Annotated in this window: 14 protein-coding genes and 2 pseudogenes; 7 read left to right on the plus strand and 9 right to left on the minus strand. The window is 42.0% G+C overall.

Features of this window, described 5'->3' with window-relative positions:
* Window positions 1-279 precede the first annotated feature (279 nt).
* From ACYRY3_RS21825 to ACYRY3_RS21835, 3 genes are all read right to left on the minus strand, one after another.
* Window positions 280-2,022, minus strand: coding sequence for a pentapeptide repeat-containing protein (locus tag ACYRY3_RS21825; RefSeq protein ID WP_460203731.1), 1,743 nt, complete (start codon window positions 2,020-2,022; stop codon window positions 280-282).
* Between the two features lie 156 nt (window positions 2,023-2,178).
* Window positions 2,179-3,495, minus strand: coding sequence for an NACHT domain-containing protein (locus ACYRY3_RS21830; protein WP_460203732.1), 1,317 nt, complete (start codon window positions 3,493-3,495; stop codon window positions 2,179-2,181).
* 174 nt (window positions 3,496-3,669) lie between these two features.
* A complete protein-coding gene (locus ACYRY3_RS21835) occupies window positions 3,670-3,852 on the minus strand; it encodes a hypothetical protein (protein WP_460203733.1) in 183 nt (60 codons plus the stop codon).
* Between the two features lie 59 nt (window positions 3,853-3,911).
* Between ACYRY3_RS21835 and ACYRY3_RS21840 the strand changes: the two genes are divergently transcribed.
* From ACYRY3_RS21840 to abc-f, 3 genes and pseudogenes are all read left to right on the plus strand, one after another.
* Window positions 3,912-4,106, plus strand: a complete 195-nt coding sequence (locus ACYRY3_RS21840) for an element excision factor XisI family protein (RefSeq protein ID WP_460203734.1) — start codon at window positions 3,912-3,914, stop codon at window positions 4,104-4,106.
* Window positions 4,099-5,736: pseudogene (locus ACYRY3_RS21845) on the plus strand (CBS domain-containing protein); the annotation flags it as partial. The gene ACYRY3_RS21840 and the pseudogene ACYRY3_RS21845, both read left to right, overlap by 8 nt.
* A gap of 742 nt (window positions 5,737-6,478) precedes the next feature.
* Window positions 6,479-8,107 (plus strand): ribosomal protection-like ABC-F family protein, encoded by a 1,629-nt coding sequence (gene abc-f, locus ACYRY3_RS21850; RefSeq protein ID WP_460203735.1) that lies wholly within the window; start codon window positions 6,479-6,481, stop codon window positions 8,105-8,107.
* Between the two features lie 130 nt (window positions 8,108-8,237).
* Here abc-f and ACYRY3_RS21855 read toward each other — a convergent pair whose 3' ends face one another.
* Window positions 8,238-9,560 (minus strand): serine/threonine protein kinase, encoded by a 1,323-nt coding sequence (locus tag ACYRY3_RS21855; RefSeq protein ID WP_460203736.1) that lies wholly within the window; start codon window positions 9,558-9,560, stop codon window positions 8,238-8,240.
* 188 nt (window positions 9,561-9,748) lie between these two features.
* On the opposite strand from ACYRY3_RS21855, the gene ACYRY3_RS21860 reads away from it, so the two are divergent.
* From ACYRY3_RS21860 to ACYRY3_RS21875, 4 genes are all read left to right on the plus strand, one after another.
* A complete protein-coding gene (locus ACYRY3_RS21860; RefSeq protein ID WP_460203737.1) occupies window positions 9,749-10,084 on the plus strand; it encodes a DUF6825 family protein in 336 nt (111 codons plus the stop codon).
* Window positions 10,085-10,262: 178 nt separating this feature from the next.
* Window positions 10,263-11,948 (plus strand): ABC1 kinase family protein, encoded by a 1,686-nt coding sequence (locus ACYRY3_RS21865; protein ID WP_460203738.1) that lies wholly within the window; start codon window positions 10,263-10,265, stop codon window positions 11,946-11,948.
* Window positions 11,949-11,964: 16 nt separating this feature from the next.
* Window positions 11,965-12,690, plus strand: coding sequence for a Stp1/IreP family PP2C-type Ser/Thr phosphatase (locus ACYRY3_RS21870; protein ID WP_460203739.1), 726 nt, complete (start codon window positions 11,965-11,967; stop codon window positions 12,688-12,690).
* Between the two features lie 624 nt (window positions 12,691-13,314).
* Complete coding sequence (locus ACYRY3_RS21875; RefSeq protein WP_460203740.1) at window positions 13,315-13,512, plus strand: NblA/ycf18 family protein; 198 nt, start codon at window positions 13,315-13,317, stop codon at window positions 13,510-13,512.
* Between the two features lie 444 nt (window positions 13,513-13,956).
* Here ACYRY3_RS21875 and ACYRY3_RS21880 read toward each other — a convergent pair whose 3' ends face one another.
* The 5 genes and pseudogenes from ACYRY3_RS21880 to ACYRY3_RS21900 all read right to left on the minus strand — a co-directional run.
* On the minus strand, window positions 13,957-15,525 hold the full coding sequence (locus tag ACYRY3_RS21880; protein WP_460203742.1) for a serine/threonine protein kinase: 1,569 nt from the start codon (window positions 15,523-15,525) through the stop codon (window positions 13,957-13,959).
* 251 nt (window positions 15,526-15,776) lie between these two features.
* The gene (locus ACYRY3_RS21885; protein WP_460203743.1) at window positions 15,777-16,235 is read right to left on the minus strand and encodes a hypothetical protein; all 459 of its coding nucleotides are present in this window, start codon (window positions 16,233-16,235) and stop codon (window positions 15,777-15,779) included.
* A 205-nt stretch (window positions 16,236-16,440) separates the two neighbouring features.
* Window positions 16,441-17,652 (minus strand): anhydro-N-acetylmuramic acid kinase, encoded by a 1,212-nt coding sequence (locus ACYRY3_RS21890; protein ID WP_460203744.1) that lies wholly within the window; start codon window positions 17,650-17,652, stop codon window positions 16,441-16,443.
* A 26-nt stretch (window positions 17,653-17,678) separates the two neighbouring features.
* Window positions 17,679-18,281 carry a K(+)-transporting ATPase subunit C gene (gene kdpC, locus ACYRY3_RS21895; protein WP_460203745.1) on the minus strand — a complete coding sequence of 201 codons (603 nt, stop codon included), beginning with the start codon at window positions 18,279-18,281 and terminating at the stop codon, window positions 17,679-17,681.
* An 84-nt stretch (window positions 18,282-18,365) separates the two neighbouring features.
* Window positions 18,366-19,043 (minus strand): annotated as a pseudogene (locus ACYRY3_RS21900) (HAD-IC family P-type ATPase); the annotation flags it as partial.
* Window positions 19,044-19,119: the final 76 nt, after the last annotated feature.

Here is a 19,119-nt window from a genome sequence, read left to right on the forward strand (position 1 = left end):
CGGTAGCTCGTAGGAAGTATATCAGTAGGGGCGAACGGTTGAGAGCCCTTACAGCAATCTGTACCTCCTCCGCGTTGCAATCTGCTGTATGTTCCCACAAAAAGCATTTCAGCAGATATTATCACCTTTGGCTAACAAATTTATTAAATCCTACTGCCGTAACAAATATTTGGACTGGTTTTCTCAAGTGTGCAGAAGAGGTAGTCCGTATGGCATTACCAATGAATGTAAAGAAACATTTCTGTTTCTTAGAATAGAGTTAAAACGCTTTTATTTCCTCTAAGGAAGCCCCAACTGCTGCTTTAAGGCTTTAGGCAGAGTAGTATTTTCTAAGCCCCTGACACCATCCCATTTTGTATTCTCATCCCAAATAATATCTCCTCTATCTTCACTAATGAGGATAGTTTCATAAAGGTCAGCACCACTGAGGTCAGCACCACTGAGGTCTGCACCACTGAGGTCTGCACTGCTGAGGTCTGCACCACTGAGGTCTGCGCTGCTGAGGTCTGCACCACTGAGGTCTGCGCTGCTGAGGTCTGCATCACTGAGGTCTGCGCTGCTGAGATTTTGTATTGCTCCTTGATTAACAATTTGCCAAACTAAAGACCATTTTTGATCAATTTTTGTTGTTTCAATAATTTGAGTTTGTCTCAGGTTAGCGCCGTTGAGGTTAGCGCCGTTGAGGTTAGCGCCAGTGAGGTCAGCGCCAGTGAGGTTAGCGCTATCGAGGTCAGCGCCAGTGAGGTCAGCGCCAGTGAGGTCAGTGCTAGAGAGATTAGCGCCTATGAGGTAAGTGCCTATGAGGTTAGCGCCAGTGAGGTCAGCGCCATCAAGATCAGCGTTATCAAGGTAAGCGCCTCTGAGGTAAGTGCCTCTGAGGTTAGCGCCAGTGAGGTCAGCACTATCGAGGTAAGCGCCATCGAGGTCAGCGCCACCGAGGTCAGCGCCATCAAGGTCAGCGCCAGTGAGGACAGTGCCATAAAGGTTAGCGCTTCTGAGGTTAGCCCCTCTAAGAAATCGACCAACTACAGATCCAAAATCTTCAGCTTTAAGGCACTGACTGTAACCTATGATAGAAGATAGTCGAAATTTGTCTTCATTCTTTGTACCCGGTTTCCCTAGTGGGAAGAATTGGATTTTTTGTTTGAGCTCGTCGTCATCTTGTTCCTGACCATAACGATGCAACTCAAAGAGCAAAATCATGACATTTAAACCTACATAAACGTCAACCTGTCGCTGACCTATTTGAATGTTATATTCTTTCAGTTGTTGCACTTTTTTCTGAGGTAAAGTTTCTGTACCAGAGTCAATAAATTTGCCTTTGAACCAGTTATTATAAAAATTATTTAAGCGCGTAAATAGCGTCTCCCAATCAAAGTTTTTACTCTCAATAAGCAACCCCATGAGGTATTCCATAATTTCTGGTGTTAGTTTACCAAAACCCAGTAGGTCATAAATTTCCCAATCGATCTGAGCTATGGGAATCATAGGTTCTTTTTCTTCGTCTTCATCTTCATCAGATTCTTTGTATTGTGTCCAGGCTTTTAGGCTAGCTTTCAAACGCTCGGCAAACAAGAATTCACTAAAACTCTTATGATAAAATTCAATGCCACCTTCTTGATTACTTGCAGGACGAATATAAAAAGCAGCCAAAGCATTTTTTAAAGCTTCTTCACCAGCTTCTTTTTTAGCTGTTTCTAGAGCTTTTTTCACAGGATCATCTTGTAAACGCCCTTCAAGCATTGACATTAAAGCCAGTTCGCCACCTGATTGAGCAACACATAAAGCGGCTTCTGTCAGAATACGTCTTAAATCTTTAGGTTTGAGTTTAGTTATCTTAGGATTAAGATTAGTACTGTCATCCTGAGTAGAACGTTGTTTGTCTAAGACCAATTCTAAAGCCTTTTGATAAATGACTATTTTTGCCGATCGCGCAGAGATCTTTTCAAATTCTTCAATTGCTAACTTGCCCTCTCGATGCATAACCGCCAATAAATAGAGTAAGAGAGGCTCTTCAGCCAATTTCTTTACTTCCTTTAATGAATCCGGGCAGTCATCTTTCTGTAAAACTTCCAAAAACTGTTGGAAATTTGTAGGTTGTCCTTGGTTTGTTGATAGTGCTTCCCATTTTTTGACCCATTCTTTTTGGAGTTCTCGATCGAGTTCGATAATTTCTACTCATTCAAAAATGCGGGGCAATTCATAGATACCTTGTAAAGACATGGGTCTACCAGTGATTAATACTCTATGACCCATCTCTTTAGAATCATTGCACTCCTTCTGAAACCCTTCGACTTGGTCGAGAAATGCTTTTAAATTAAAATTGTTTCTTGCTTCAATCTGTAGCTCGTCAAAGCCATCAAGTAAAAACAAAAACCGGGTATTCCTATTTGTTAGCCAATTGGGGTCATTTTGAATAAAACTATATTTTAGTTCTGCTTTTAAAGTACTTTCTAACCGGGATTCAAAATGGTCAATATCCCGCAAGCGAATCAAAATAGGTGTCCAAACAGGATGCAAATACCGCCGCACCCAGTCTGCAAACATCCGACAAAATACGCTTTTACCCCGTCCCGGTCCACCTTGAATAAACAGCACTTTCTTCTGTCGGTTTGGCTCTGTGTCTGTAAGCATTTCCCACGCCCATTTCTCCAACAAAACAGGTGATGCATCATCGTCCCTCTGTCCATTTTCCTTGACGGGTTTTTCTTCCAAGGATACATAAATATCTCTATAAGAGAAATTTTCAGTAAAGACCTTTTCTAAAGGTTTCTGCTTAATTTCTTCCAAGTAGTTATCAATACTAACAAGTCTTTCCTCTTCTTTAAGCCAATCACCAAGACTAGGCTGAACGACTTTTTTGATAGTCTCATCTGACTGTATCCAAGCTTTCATCAAATAGCGGTGAGTATTCCAAGCAACTCGTTCTGTTAAAATATCAATAATTTGTAGATTTTTTAAAACTGTTAAGCGTTGTGATAAAATTTTATTAAATTTTTCTGATAATTGCGAATCGTGGAAACAAACAACTGCATATCTAGCGCTATCATAATCTAATTCAAAATTATTGAGTTCTTGGCGAATAAATTTTCTGACTTCTTCATTAACTTCAGAAATATTTTCACGATTATCCCAATTAAGGTCTGGATAGAAAGAGAAAATTTTGCTGAGGCTTTCTAAATAAGCCGCTTGACTCACTATAAATACACAGTCTTCTAAAGAAGGATCTTTCTCAGTCAATTGACGATAACCATTTAACAAAGCTATGCCAACAGATACAAACGGTAACCCCGCACCCACGACTTGTGCTAGGGGCGAACACAAGACATCTAATAATGAAGAGGAATTTTGCAATACAGGCTTCAATAACTCTATACTGCTACCCTGCTCTTTAAAGGTTTTTACTGCCTCTAGAACCGCTTTACTAGCCTCAGCGGTCGTTTTTACGCTCTCTTCTATTGAAAATACTTCCCGCAAGCGCTTCCAGAGACCCATTTGTATGCTCCCGTAAAACTACTTACATAGTAAAACACAATCCATTGTCGAAGTTTACAATTTACTAAGCTTTTGTTAAATACGGTTTCATAAATGTAGTTATATACTTTGATCTAACCCTGGCGCTCAACCACTAAGCCTGATAATAGCAACTCCATATGTTTTGGGCTACTATCAGCGATCGCTTCTCCCTGCTGTAAAATTTGCTGTTAAGTTTTTCTTCATATGTTTTGCCAGTGCTTCACAGATCGTGTTTTCTTCCCCAGCAGGATCTAATGGAACTAAGTCAGTAGGACTGGACATAACTAGCAGAACCTTGAGCGGCTGACTGGCTGACTTTAGCTCGCGCTTCTGCAATGAAACATCAATATAGTTAAGTTGTTAATCGTTGATGCGGAAAGTGAGGTAATTGTGCAATGGATAGATTAAAACATTATCGGAAAATCGTCCAGGAAGTTTTAACAGAATACTATCAACTTAATGAAAAATTGAGTTCTACAACTGAAAGTGCTTTAGCTTTTGATGAGGTACACGACCAGTACCTTTTGCTGTTGATGGGTTGGCAGAAAGATGATCGGATTAAAAGTGTAATGATTCATATCCGGCTTTAGTCATGCTCCTGTTAAGGGTTACATGACAATAAATATGAGGACAATGACTCCAGATACCACATTGCCTGAAATTGAGGCATTGATGGTGACCTACGATATTGGACGACTGCCAGTTTTAGAACACGGGCAGTTGGTAGGAATTGTCACCCGTACTGATGTATTGCGAGAATTGCACCAAGAGGAGCATGGGAGAGGAGCAGTCGGGGAAAGGGCAAGCAGAGGAGAAAGGAATCTGAAATTTCCTACCTTGGAAGAATTAAAATTGCGACTAGCTCCTCAACTCTGGCAATTGTTAGCTAAAGCATCAACAGAGGCAGAAAAACGGGGTTGGCATCTTTACATCGTTGGAGGCGCAGTACGGGATTTACTTTTAGCAGAAGAAGCCGCCGGAACTCTGCTAATTAAAGATATCGATTTAGTGGTTGATGGCTTTCATAAAGCAGCTGATGTGGGTGCCGGTGTAGAATTGGCAAGAGCGCTTCAGGAAATTTACACAACAGCACGCTTAGAAATTCACGGGGCTTTTCAAACAGCAGCTTTATTGTGGCGTAAAGACCCAGAATTAGATTCACTGTGGGTTGATATTGCCACTTCTAGAACAGAATTCTACCCGTATCCAGCAGCGAATCCAGAAGTTGAGGCAAGTTCAATTCGTCAAGATTTGTATCGCCGCGATTTTACAATCAACGCAATGGCATTGCGGCTGACACCTCCCCGCGCTGGTGAATTACTTGATTTCTTTGGTGGAATGCTCGACTTAAAGGCAAAGCAAATTCGGGTATTACACGCTAACAGTTTTATTGAAGATCCCACCCGCATTTATCGCGGCGTGCGCTTTGCTGTCAGATTGGGATTTCACTTGGAACCCCAAACAGAGGAGTATATCCGCTACGCTATCAACAGTGGTGTTTATGACCGTACCACCCGAGAGAATGGCAGAGCACCAGCACTGCAAACCAGGCTTAAGGCAGAACTAAAGCATATCTTAGAAGCTCCCTATTGGAAATCGGCATTGCTGTTGCTAGAGGATTTAGGGGCATTGCAGTGCATTCATCCTACCCTCAATTTAAATGAGGAACTCTTACGGCAATTACGCGTTCTAGAGCGGTGCTTGCGGCGGTACGATCCCGAACAAACTCTCATCATTCACTGGCAAATGCGTTTGGAAACCTTAATTGCCCACTTAGCACCAGAATATCGCGGACAAGTTGCAAAAAACCTGCAATTGCCTGATGACAGTATTAACAGGTTGGATAACGTAGCGCGGGCGCAGGAAAATGTCAAGACCCTCACCCCCAACCCCTCTGTGCAAGCAAACAGGGAAAAGGCGGAAATATATCCTAGTAAAGTCGTGCAATTGTTACGGCAGTACGATTTACCAATGCTGATTTTAATTGCAGTTCAAAGCCCGCGATCGCTAAGACAAAAAATTTGGAAATATTTAACAGTTTGGTCAGGAGTTCAGCCAATTCTTAATGGGAATGACCTGAAAAAATTGGGCTACAAACCAGGACCCCAGTTTCGACAAATGCTTGATGATTTGCTAGCCGCAACCTTAGATGGAGTGATTTGCGATCGCGCTCAGGCTGAGGAGTTTTTGACTCAACACTATCCTCTCCGTCTAATTTGATTGGGATAAATGGGACTTGAGCCGAATATCATCAGGAGAGAGAAAATTGAAATAATCGCTGACTTGCGTTGTTAACATAGTCTTTCTCATTAAAGTGTTGCTTTCTATTTTCTCCCATCCTAGTCAGCCCTTGTTCCTCCCTCATCCTGCAAAAACTGGGACTAACATCAAGCCCCTGAAGCAATTGCCAGCATTTGTAATCGCGCTTCCGGAATCCTGTGCTACTATAGTGTAGCTAGAATCAAACCTCAAAACGCCTCATATAGCTGAAATGAAGTAGTAGCAAAAGACAGTTGCCTAAAAGCAACAGTGACTGACAAATAAATCTCTTGGCTCTCATATCTTGTGGGACTTGACTCTTATCTCTTATAAGACTTGGCTCTCATATCTTGTGGGACTTGACTCTTATCTCTTATAAGACTTGTCTCTCATATCTTGTGGGACTTGACTCTTATCTCTTATAAGACTTGTCTCTCATATCTTGTGGGACGGGCGAGACGCCCGTCATAGCCCATAGACAATTAAAAACTCCACTCCACAAGAAAGTATTCACTGAAAAAAATAATCCGCATATCTATATATAAAGCAGCCATGAGCTAAGGATTTGTCACGACAATTTTTACTACAAGCCGCCTTGTTATTCTCTGCGGCTAAATTTGCTCACTCAACTGCACGACTCATGCCCTTCATAACACGCATTGGGCAAGTATGCGCTGCACAGCTTTACTAAGGTTTGAAAATAATGCAGAAAAAATCAATATTGATAGCCGAAAATTTGGGCTATGAACTCAGCGCAACCAGGGCTTTGTTTAAGGGTGTTCATCTCAGCATTGAAGAGGGAGCACGCATTGCTTTGGTTGGTTCTAATGGGGTTGGTAAATCAACTCTGCTAAAGATTTTGGCGGGTCAACTCACCCCCACAACAGGTTCTGTCATGGGTCATAGCACGATTTACTATTTACCTCAAATCAGCAACATTAGACGGGAAATCAGAACAGAAACAGTTCTCGATATTCTGACTTCTAGTTCTGAAGAATGGTGGAATATTGAAACAATTTTGGAAACTCAATTCCACACCGTGCTTGACTTATCTCTACCACTCTTTAATTTAAGTGGTGGCGAACTTACAAAGCTCTTCTTAGCTATTGGTTTATCCCGACAGCCAAAGTTACTATTGCTAGATGAACCGACAAATCACTTGGATTTGATGGCTTTAGAAAGCTTGAAAGACTTTTTGAATAATTTTTATGGGTCATTTGTCATTGTTTCCCACAAGCCATTTTTTCTAGACCAGGTGACAGACACAACTTGGCAACTCACACCAGAGGGCGTCAAAATTTATGGAGGAAATTTTTCTCTATATCGAGAGCAAAAAGAGATAGAGTCAGAAGCCGCATTACGATCGCATGAAGTGGCAAGAAAAGAACTCAAACGTGCCAAATCGTCGGCATTACAAGAACAGCAAAGGGCAGCCCAATCTCGCAAACAAGGACGCCAACTAGCGGGTAGCATTCCTAAAATTGTGGCTGGAACAATGAAACGAAAAGCAGAGGTGACAGCGGGAATCGCCAAACAAAAACACGAAGCAGCTGTAGAGAAGGCAACTCAGAAATATGCAGAAACAAAAGTAAAAACAACAAAGGCAACAAGTATTAAACTGGAGGAAAGAAGTCAAAAACGCAGAAATATTATTGATATTCAAGGTGCAAATCTTTGTGTGGGGGAACGGCTGCTAATTGAGAACATTCAGCTTCATATCTCTTCTGGCGATCGAATAGCTGTAGCTGGTACTAATGGTTCCGGTAAATCAAGTCTGGCAAAAGCAATTTTGGCAACTTTGGCAATGGATGAGGTAACGGAGAACTTATCTGTCAGGCTTACAGATAGACTATCCGTTACAAAATCTCCTACCAAAGCGGTTTATCTCGACCAAACCTACGAAATAGTCAATCGCAAACAGACTATCCTAGAAAATATGCAAGCCGCCAACCCCAATCTCAGCTATCAGCTTTTGCGGCAACAGTTAGGACACTTCCTGTTTAAATATGATGATGTAAATAAACCAGCATCCGTGTTGAGTGGTGGTGAGTTAGCAAGATTGGCGATCGCTATTATCAGTATCTCAGAAATCGATTTGCTGATACTAGATGAGCCAACAAACAATTTGGATATCGAAACCGTTAACCAAATGATTGAAGGTATCAATGAATATCAAGGTACACTTTGGGTTATTTCCCACGACCTAAATTTCTTAAGCCATATCGGTATTACCCAATCCTACAAATTGAGCGGGCAAGTCTTGCAAATGACCACCTACTTACCTAGTGAACCCGAGCAATACTATCAAGAGTTGCTCAGTAATGAAACATAAAGTATCAAGAATAAAAAATAGGCTATGTGAAGAAGGGTAAAGGATAAAGGATGAAAAACAGGTTAATATTTTCCTTACTCCCTTATACCTTATCCTTCATACTTTATCCTTCATCCTTCATACTTTATCCTTACCTCAATCCCAGCCAATTTTTCATTTCTTGAACTAGCCACAAACATTCTGTTTCAGCAGATTTAAAATCAAAGTTGCCAAACTTATATTTATTTTCACTAGCAGCAATAATAATTTTCATAATTTCCGAAGAATTTTCTCCTTTGGTTTGATAAATATAGACATAAACGTTATGTATATCTAGTGTTTTCCCATGAACTTGTCGGTAACGCTTACCGAACACACTCCACGTAATTGTAAAGGAGTCGCGTTGGAAGCTGATGTCTGTTTCAGTCAGAAGAGGAATTAGGTAACCTAGTGAGACAAGTGAGACAATAAACCAAATCGATGGAGCAACAGCTACGCCAAAACTAAATAATAGAGCAAATAGAAAAGACGCAAATAACCAAAGTATTAAGGCAAAAAAATCTAAAGCTCTCATGGGTTGCTTGGGAAGTTTGATGTGGAGTTGGTGCAAAGACTTTTTAATCTGAATTCGGCTGTTCTGTGGCTTGTGAACCGGGAGATGAGTTTTAGGATTCAGAGGTGTATCGAGTGCTGTTAAAGCTTGACGAGCCATGCTAAATCTAGCTTCGACATCCGGTTCCGTGAGGGTTTCAATCCAACTGACAAGATGGGGGCTGACGCTGACGTGCTCGCCAAACTGAATTCGCATCTTCCGTTGTGGTAAATCAGCTGGTGCGACTCCTGTAAGCAAATGAATTAAACTTGCTCCTAATGCGTAAAGATCGGAAGCGGGAACTGCGCGACCGCCAAACTGTTCCATTGGTGCATAACCGTAGGTACCAATTACAGTAAAAGTTGCTCTCTCACTAATGGCTCGATCTTGTACGGCTCCAAAATCAACCATATAAATTCGCCTATCTTCCCCTAAAATTAAGTTACTAGGTTTAATATCTCGGTGAAGTACAGCAGGGCTGAGTTCGTGCAAATAAACCAAAATATTTAAGACATCCGTGGCAATTTTGCGAATTTGCTTTTCAGAGAACTTTTGCCCTTGAGTTAGCAACTCTTTTAAAGATGAACCGGGTATATAATCCTGTACCAGACAAAACCACAGAAGACGATCGTCAATCGAAAAATAGTCCCGATATTTCGGAATTTGAGGATGGTTCAATTGCTTAAGAATATTAGCTTCTCGCTCAAAGAGTTTCAAGCTTTCCCACTGGACTCGATCGCCAAATGTCAGGAGTTTCACGATAACCCGTTCAGGAGGCTGTGTTGTCAAATCTTCTGCTAGCCAGGTTTGACGACCCGCATTTTGTCCTAATTTCTCTTTAAGTTGATAGCGTGTTTGTAAGACTTGCCCCACTTCTAGCATTGCCAACCCCTCTCAACAACTCAATGAGCCTCAGATCCTCAGTGATGTTGGGATATGGCTCGCTCTACCTTTATAACCCCTGTTTCGTAAGAGCGCTGATTTCCTGACAGAAGTCTACCACTAAAGCAGAAGCACCAAGGTAAGCGAGCAAGTTATAATTTTTTAGCGGATGAGCGTAACAAAAATTTATGAGTAACCCTTTAGTGCAAGCATTTTTCGTTGGGCGAGCCGTTGCTGAGATTGTCAGCGAAAAGTTAGAATTCGCCCTTACTGATGCCTTGAGCGAACTCGGTAAGTTGGATGCCCAAACCAAAGAGCAAATGCGTGAGTTTACTGAAGAAGTCATGGAGCGAGCAAACCGAGCATCGGAAGCAACGGGTGCAACTTCGACCTCTCCAGGATACCCCAGAACCAGTTCAGCCTCAGTTGACACACAAGCCACAATTGATGAGTTGCGAGCAGAAATTGCTACATTGCGAACTGAGTTGCAGCGCTATCGCAACCAAAGCAATGCCAATGGTTAGTGGTGAGTGATTAGTGGTTAGTGGTTAGTGGTTGAGACTCAACCAGTAACGACTAACAAATAAAAATAAACTATTAGCATAGCAAATACCTTTTTGCTCCCCTATTAAAGATAGTTTAGGAATCAGAGTGTCTTTTCTTCCTACTGACTCAGTTAAGAACCAGCGGTAAGCAAAACATATGGAAAAAGGTTATTCAGATAAGGCATACCGTTGGAATCGGGAAAATTACTCTCGCAGACGGCGCTTTTTGGACATTTGGTCTTTTGTCTTGACTTTCATGTTCAAGCTTTGGCGTTACAACAAATCTTGGAGTTACCCAGGAGGAGTCACTGAAGCCAAGAAAACAGCAAGACGAAAGGCTCAAGCACTATGGATTCGCAATACCCTCCTAGATTTGGGACCCACTTTTATTAAAGTTGGGCAACTTTTTTCTACCCGTTCTGATATATTCCCCAGTGAATATGTAGAGGAACTTTCAAAGCTACAAGATAGAGTACCGGCTTTTAGCTATGAGCAGGTAGAAGCAATTATTGAGCAAGAGTTAAGCAAAAAAATCCCCGAACTCTTCGAGAGTTTTGAACCAGTTCCTTTAGCTGCGGCTAGTTTGGGACAAGTTCATAAAGCTACTTTGCACACTGGAGAAGCTGTGGTTGTCAAAGTGCAGCGTCCCGGTCTTAAGAAATTATTTGAAATAGATTTACAAATTCTTAAGGGAATTACTCGCTACTTCCAAAACCACCCCGACTGGGGAAAAGGTCGTGATTGGATAGGAATTTATGAGGAATGTTGCCGCATCCTTTGGGAAGAAATTGATTATCTCAACGAAGGTCGTAATGCCGATACTTTTCGCCGCAATTTTCGTGATTTTGATTGGGTGAAAGTCCCCCGAGTTTACTGGCGTTACACCTCGTCCCGTGTTGTGACTCTGGAATACTTACCTGGTATAAAAATTAGCCAATATGAAGCAATAGAGGCAGCAGGTTTAGATCGGAAGGCGATCGCCCGTCAAGGTGCGGAAGCTTATATGCATCAACTTCTCAACAACGGCTTTTTCCATGCAGACCCTCACCCAGGGAATATTGCTGTCAGCCCGGAAGGTGCGCTAATCTTCTATGATTTCGGCATGATGGGGCGTATAAAAAGCAACATACGTGAAGGGCTAATGGAAACTTTGTTTGGTATTGCCCAGAAAGATGGCGATCGCGTTGTGAAATCTCTGATAGATTTGGGGGCGCTAGCTCCAGTAGAGGACATGGGTCCTGTACGGCGTTCTGTTCAGTATATGCTGGACAATTTTATGGATAAGCCGTTTGAAAATCAATCAGTAGCTGCTATTAGTGACGATTTGTACGAAATAGCATATAATCAGCCATTTAGATTTCCAGCTACCTTTACTTTTGTGATGCGAGCTTTCTCAACTCTCGAAGGTGTGGGTAAGGGGTTAGATCCTGAATTTAACTTTATGGAAGTAGCCAAACCATATGCGATGCAGCTTATGACTAATATGAATGGTTCTGAAGGCAATAGCTTTCTTAATGAATTAAGCCGTCAAGCAGTTCAAGTCAGCAGTACGGCGTTAGGACTACCTCGCAGGCTGGAAGATACACTAGAAAAACTAGAGCGGGGAGATGTGCGGGTACGGGTTCGGTCTATCGAAACAGAGCGACTGCTGCGACGACAAACAAATGTTCAGCTGGGAATGACCTATGCTGTTATTGTGAGTGGTTTTACACTCTCAGCTGCCATTTTCTTGGTGAAAGACTATACATGGTTAGCTGCACTCGCTGGTTTAATCGCCGCGGCTGTCTCGTGGCTGCTGATTCGACTGCTTCTACGCCTCGACCGCTATGACCGTATGTATTAAATTCTGTAGAAACTATATGAAAATTAACTCCACCGGGAAAAGCGATCCGGGACTTATTCGTTCTAATAACCAAGATGCTTACTACATTGACCCTGAAGGGCGGTTTTTTATAGTTGCTGATGGTATGGGTGGTCATGCAGGAGGCGAGCAAGCAAGTCGCATTGCCACACAAGAAATTCAATCTTATCTCACACTAAATTGGAGCTCCTCCAAGTCTTCCGAGCAGTTACTAGAGGAAGCTTTGTTAAAAGCCAATGAGGGAATTTTGCGGGATCAGCAAAATCATCCGGAACGTGGTGACATGGGCACAACGGTCGTAACCATCATGTTTCGCAATTCGGAGCTGCCTTGGTGCGCTCATGTTGGGGATTCCAGATTGTACCGTTTCCGTGAGTCTCAATTAGAACAAATTACTGAAGACCATACCTGGGTAGCACGCGCTCTGAAAATGGGTGATATTACCGCCGAAGAAGCTCGAGTTCATCCCTTCCGTCACGTGTTATCTCGTTGCTTGGGACGTGAAGATTTACATCAAGTCGATATCAAGCAAGTAGATATTAAAGCAGGCGATCGCTTCCTATTGTGCAGTGATGGGCTTACAGAAGAACTCGCTGACCAAGTTATTGCTTCCTACCTTCAAGAAAACTCCTTGCCAGATAAAGCTGCTTACTCCCTGATTGAATCAGCCAAAGAGCACGGTGGACACGACAACATTACGGTTGTCATCGTTACAGTTGACTAAACCCTATGGAAAAAATCCTCGCTCGGACAAAGACACAGTAGAAATTCCCCCCTTGTCTACCTTGTCTACCTTGTCTACCTTGTGCTCCTGGTGTCCCCATTTCCAAATATCCCACTTACGATTTTGTTCAGCCTGAGCATTTTTCTTATTTACTAGTTGATAGATATATTCATAAGCCTCCGTAGTTAAAAACTTCGGAGGCTTATTACCGTATTTTGTATAATTGACATCTTGCACCTTATAAGGTAGTGCGAATATAATTCACATTTACTACCCCTTATCTCTTGCCACAAGCAAGGGAACTAGAGGAAGGTAGAGTAACAAAGAAAGCCAATAACCAGCCTAGCCTTCTAGACCTTTGACTTTCTCAACAGCTTTTTACTTTCCGGAATCTGCTTTAGCAGACTTGGGGTCTATATCACTAGAATGAGCCGCAAGATGCTCAACCCCAAAAATTATCCATTAGGGTATGGGCAATTCGTCAAACAATTGTTATCTTCTGTAATATACAGCAGAACAAATGTATGACAAATCGCAGTCCACAGAAACACCCTTTTGGACTTCTCAAGACTAAATCACTCTCAAGACTAAATCACATTAACTTATTCTCTTAGGAGAGAACTTATGAACCAACCCATCGAATTGACTTTAGAACAACAATTCAGTATCCGCTCCTTCGCTACTCAAGTTCAAAACATGAGTCACGACCAAGCAAAAGACTTCTTAGTCAAACTTTACGAGCAAATGGTGGTACGCGAAGCCACTTACAAAGAGCTTCTCAAGCACCAGTGGGGGCTAGACTCAGGTTCCACTTTGGCATAGAGATTTGATGTCGCAGTGGGCGACCTCCTTCTCTTGCTCAGTTCCAAGGAGGAAAAGGGCTGGGGATGCAGGGGCGTCAACTCCGAAAAAAAACTCATTAGTATAAGTTTTATAACGGATAATTTACCCTACTAGAAACATGGCTGCTCCTTTAAAGCAGTGAAAACTTTGGTATGGAGTATGAATTGTGCATATACCTATCTAAACACCTGGATGAAAGGCAATGACAAGGCATTTGCCTACTTTTGCCTTTTTTAGCATCACACCAGATATCGAGGAAAGTACACACAGCCTTTAGTTTACCCGTCTTTCACAGCCAGTAAGTTGATTATTTATATTTCTTATAACTTTAGACAGCGTCTTGTATACAGGGTTTTTAACATTTTGTAATAAAAACCGTCAACAATGCTTTACTAGTTATAAGAACAATTAAGTATATTTCCCTTAAGCAGAAAGGTCAAATGGCGAATCCGTATCAATAGCTTGTATTTTTGCCAAAATTTGGGATTTTATCTTTTCGTACTCTGCTTTTAATAAACTTTTACTAATTTGCGGGTCGGCAGAGGATATGAGTGTAGCGCTCATTTTAACCCAATCCTGCAAACGCTGCCGTTGAGCAGGTGCAATGCTAGAGAGTAGTACGTGGGCACAGCGACTTGGGGCTTCTCGAGAAAAGAAGAGCAAACGGTAAGAACCTGTTTGTCCGAGTAAGTTAGTCACCTCTCGCCCAAAACTTGTTTTTAAATCAAGGTAATATGGCAACCATTTAGGACCGTGCTTGCGATTGTGTATCAGAGTAATCCACAACAACATGGGATGGGGAGAAGCAATAAAAAGAAATTGATTGTAACGGGTACATAATAAACGTTTGACAATTTCTTGTTGTGGCAACATGACCCACAAAGCTGCAATCACCTCTTCATTAGGAGTACGGATCAGCTTTGGAAAAACAATATCAGCAATAGGTTTATTGGGGGGCCAAGCAGCTTGTTGTGCAATTTCATCAGTTAACATAGATGGCAGAAGAACAGGTTTTGTCTTCTGCTCGGAATCCGTTCTGAGGGTAGAAGCACTAGCAGGTGTCAAAGCAACTACTTCGTCTTGTGGTGGAATTTTACGCGTACCGTAATTTTGTTCAAGAGATACTAAAACTTTCAGAATTTCATCGACACTCTGAGGACGAGAACTTGCTGATTTGGCTAGGCAACGCATAACCAAATTTTCCACCTCATAAGGCAGTTGCAGCGTAGGTGCTATCTCAGAAAATGGACGCGGTTGTTGTTGGTGATGTACTTTATACCATGCTCCAAAAGAGTGGTTAGTGGCTACAAAAGGCAATTTACCAGTAAGCATCTCATACATCATCACTCCTAAACTATAGATATCAGCACGGTTGTCTAGTTCCTTACCATCCATTTGTTCGGGCGAAGAATAAGCCAAAGTACCTAAATAATAGTTAGTATAATTAGAGTCTGACAATAGTAACTTTGCAATACCAAAATCCAAAACCTTCACAAGCTCGCCAAAGCTAGCATCTTGAATGACTAGCATATTACTTGGTTTAATATCACGGTGAATAATTGGGCAAATTTTGCCCTCAACTGGAATGCCATTATGAGCGCAGTTTAACCCCAAGCAAATTTGACGTACAATACTTAAAAATCTCGGTAAAGACAATTGTTGCTTGCGGATGAGATGACTGAGGTTTGTCCCTTGTAAGTATTCCATTACATAGTACGGGGTAGCATTCTCGTCTACGCCATAATCCATCACTCGGACAATGTGAATACTTTTTTGCCCCAGTAAGGCACAGGTTTTTGCTTCTCGCTCAAACCTTTCTAGTACCCGTATTTTTTGGTTTTGAATTGATAGGGAAAGAAATTTAATCGCAACCGGTACACCACCCAACAAAGTGTCCTTAGCACGATAAACTCTACCCATTGCTCCAGTACCAATTATGTCCTGAAGCTCGTAGCGTTTGCTGAGTAAGCGACCAATGTTGGGGTCTGACATAAGAAATTCGACTCCAAGGTTAAGTAATTTTAGAAAGTTTCTACTGTACACACAGGTTAGAAGTTTTGGGTATGTGCATTTGGCACAACCTAGTAGAACTAGTAAATACACTTAGTTCTTTTGTACAAACCCGTACTTTAGTTACTCTTTTTAGTTACTATTTATTTTTCCCAATTTTTATTCATTAAATAACACGGTTAGTAGTTAGTGGTAAGCGGTTATTGCTTATTGGTACTACTCGCTATTCGCCACTAACTCTTAACTACATTTATTTGCCGTTCTACGTTAGCTTCCATTGTACTGGTTAAAAAATGACCGGATAAAATCCCACTTGTTAAATAATAGGTATTATCCGACACTTTATGTAGGGTTTCAAAGCCACTACGACGTTGGCGATCGCCAAGTACCCAGTAGCGTTGCACTATCGTCTCTATGCCAATCCAGCCTTCTCCTTCCACCTGACCCAATAAATTGTGTTGAAGTAAAAAAGTATACTGTCTTTCTCCTCGATCCAGACGCCCCTTGTATTGCAAAGCAATTTCTGAGTGTTCGCTACCGGGAAATATCAACTTTGTCGCCATTGTGAACCAGTTATCTCGATTCCAAGCAACCAAAGTCATGCCTTTGACGCTGATTGGCATACCATTACGTTCCAGCCAGGTTCCTTGCAAAATCCAGCGTCCCGGTTCCAATAAAAAAGAGTGTGCCACCTTGTATTTTCCTTGCTTCGCTTGCGAACAGCGTGAATTGAAAAAAGTAAGTTAAGTATAACCGTTCGTCCTTTGTCCTTTGTCATTCGTCCTTTCTCATCAGAAAATTGGGTCTGAAACCCCGCCTTTCGCTTTGCTAAAAGGCGGCTGTACAAATATCTTCTAGGCTGTAATTCTTACGTAACTGAATTTTATGCTCCCTAACTTACTTACCATTTACTTCATAAACTTCTCCCAAAAGCACTTCTTGAGTTGCTCCTGTCGCAGTGGGTAGGTTACCAGGAGTCCCCATCTGCCGCCAATAGGCTAACACTGCGAAAGCAATCGCTTCTTTAAAATCGGCATTCAAACCCACATCATCCGTTGTCATGACCGGCACTGGTGCTAACAGTTCCTGTATCCGACCTCTTAGATAAAGATTGCGGCTACCACCTCCACATAACAACACCCGTTGTGGCATTAGTGGCAAGAAACTGCGGTAACTGTGAACAATCGAAGCCGCCGTCAGTTCTGTAAGAGTTGCCAGTATATCGGCTGTACTAAGTTGGTACGCCTCCGCATCTTTTAAGCAATCCAGAAAATAGGATTCCCCAAATAACTCTCGACCGGTGGATTTGGGAGGTGGTAAATGAAAATAATCTTGACTGAGCCATTTTTCTACTAACAAATTGCTTGGACTACCACTTGCTGCCCAAGCACCATTTTCATCATAGGTTTTTGCGCCAGCAGTTAAATGCTTGACTGCCAAATCTAAAAGACTGTTTCCCGGTCCGGTATCCCAGCCACGAATTTTCTCCAACCAACTGCTGTCATGACGGGGCGGTAGATAAGCCACATTACCAATACCACCAATATTTTGAACACAGCGAGCTTCGTGAAAATCACTTAGTAGTGCTGCATCTATACGCGGTACTAAAGGCGCACCTTGACCGCCGACCGCAATATCTGCTACACGGAAGTTGCTCACAGTGGTAATTCCCGTGTGATTGGCAATCACCGCTCCACGTCCCAGTTGCAGGCTGTAACCAAGTGGATATGGGGAAGACGCCTCAACTCTCTCGACTAGAGAACCGCGCTGACTTCCTTGTTTCCCTGCTCCTCCCTGAGGTGGCCTGTGATACACTGTCTGACCGTGGGAACCAATTAGAGAAGCGTTTTCGCGACCAAATTGAATACTTTGTGCTGCTTGAGCAAAAACAAAGGCGATCGCATCATCCAATTCTGCCAACTCAGCCATAGAAAGGGCTGCTCCTGCACAAACAGCCAAGATGCGTTCTCTCAAGTGTACGGGGTAGGGATAGGTTGCACCCGCTATCAACTCGATTTTGATATCTAAATCTGTTCCAGAAATATCAACTAATGCCGCATCTATACCATCTACGGACGTGCCACTCATTAAACCTATGACAATAGCCATATTATTTATAACTCATGACCAATAACTCATCTATTTTGCTGGCGGTTAAATTCATCCAAATCCAAGGCATAATTTAACTTTAGAACATTGACGGCAGGTTCACCAAAAATCAGTAGAAATCTACCTTCTGTAAACCTATTTAGAAAAGGTAAGATTTCATCTGGTCTAAGTCCACGAGCACGAGCAACTCTCTCTAACTGCTCCCGTGCTGCTCGTATTGAAATGTGAGGGTCTAAGCCAGAACCAGAAGCATAAACTAAATCGGTAACTGGTTCAATACCTTCGTCTTTGAGCCGAGTTATTTCCTCTGTAATTCGCTTGAGCAAAGCTGGATTCCCCGGAGCAAGATGACTGGCTCCAGATATGCCCGTTGTCTTTGCATTTGTGCCTTGGCTATATTCAACCACACTGGGACGAGAACGAAAATAGCGATCGGAGGTAAACTGTTGACCAATCAAAGCTGAGCCAATTTGTTCTCCTTGGATATTCTGCACAATACTGCCATTAGCCTGATAGGGAAATATAAACTGACCAATTGTAAGTACAATTAAAGGATAGATAATTGCAGTTAATAACCAGAGTACTAAAGTAATACGAACTGTTTTAGAAATTTCTTTAAAAATATACATAATAAATTTCATAAGATTATTAAACTACTAGCCATTAGTCACTTCCTCACTTCCTCACTCCCTCCCTCCCTGCGCTACAGTTAATTAAACCAACCTCACCATAGTAAGAAACAAATCAATCAACTTAATTGCAATAAACGGTACGAGCAAACCCCCCAAGCCATAAATTAAGATATTACGTTGTAACAATTGATTAGCATTTAAGGGTCTAAAGCTCACACCTGTTAGTGCTAAAGGAGTTAATGCTGGAAGAATCAAAGCATTGTAAATTAAAGTCGATAGAACAGCGGAATTTGTATTAGTTAACCTCATGATATTGAGACTTTGTAAATTAGCCGCAGTAAATAAAACTGGGATAATAGCAAAATATTTAGCAATATCATTGGCGATAGAAAACGCAGTCAAAGCACCGCGAGTTATGAGCAGTTGTTTGCCTATAGTAACGATATCAATCAGCTTTGTGGGATCGGAATCCAAGTCCACCATGTTCGCGGCTTCTTTTGCTGCTTGAGTACCAGTATTCATTGCTACACCTATATTGGCTTGATTAAGCGCGGGTGCATCATTGGTACCATCTCCCGTCATCGCTACTAATTTGCCCTCTCTTTGTTCCCGTTCAATGACAGCAATTTTATCTTCTGAACTTGCTTCAGCGATAAAGTCATCTACTCCTGCTTCCCTAGCAATCACAGAAGCCGTAATGTGGTTGTCCCCAGTTAACATAACAGTACGCACCCCCATCCGCCGTAACTGTTCAAAACGAACCAATGGTTTACAAAGTTCCGGCGTGTCAACCAATGGTTTACAAAGTTCCGGCGTGTCAACCAATGGTTTACAA

Source organism: Scytonema sp. NUACC21, assembly GCF_054684315.1.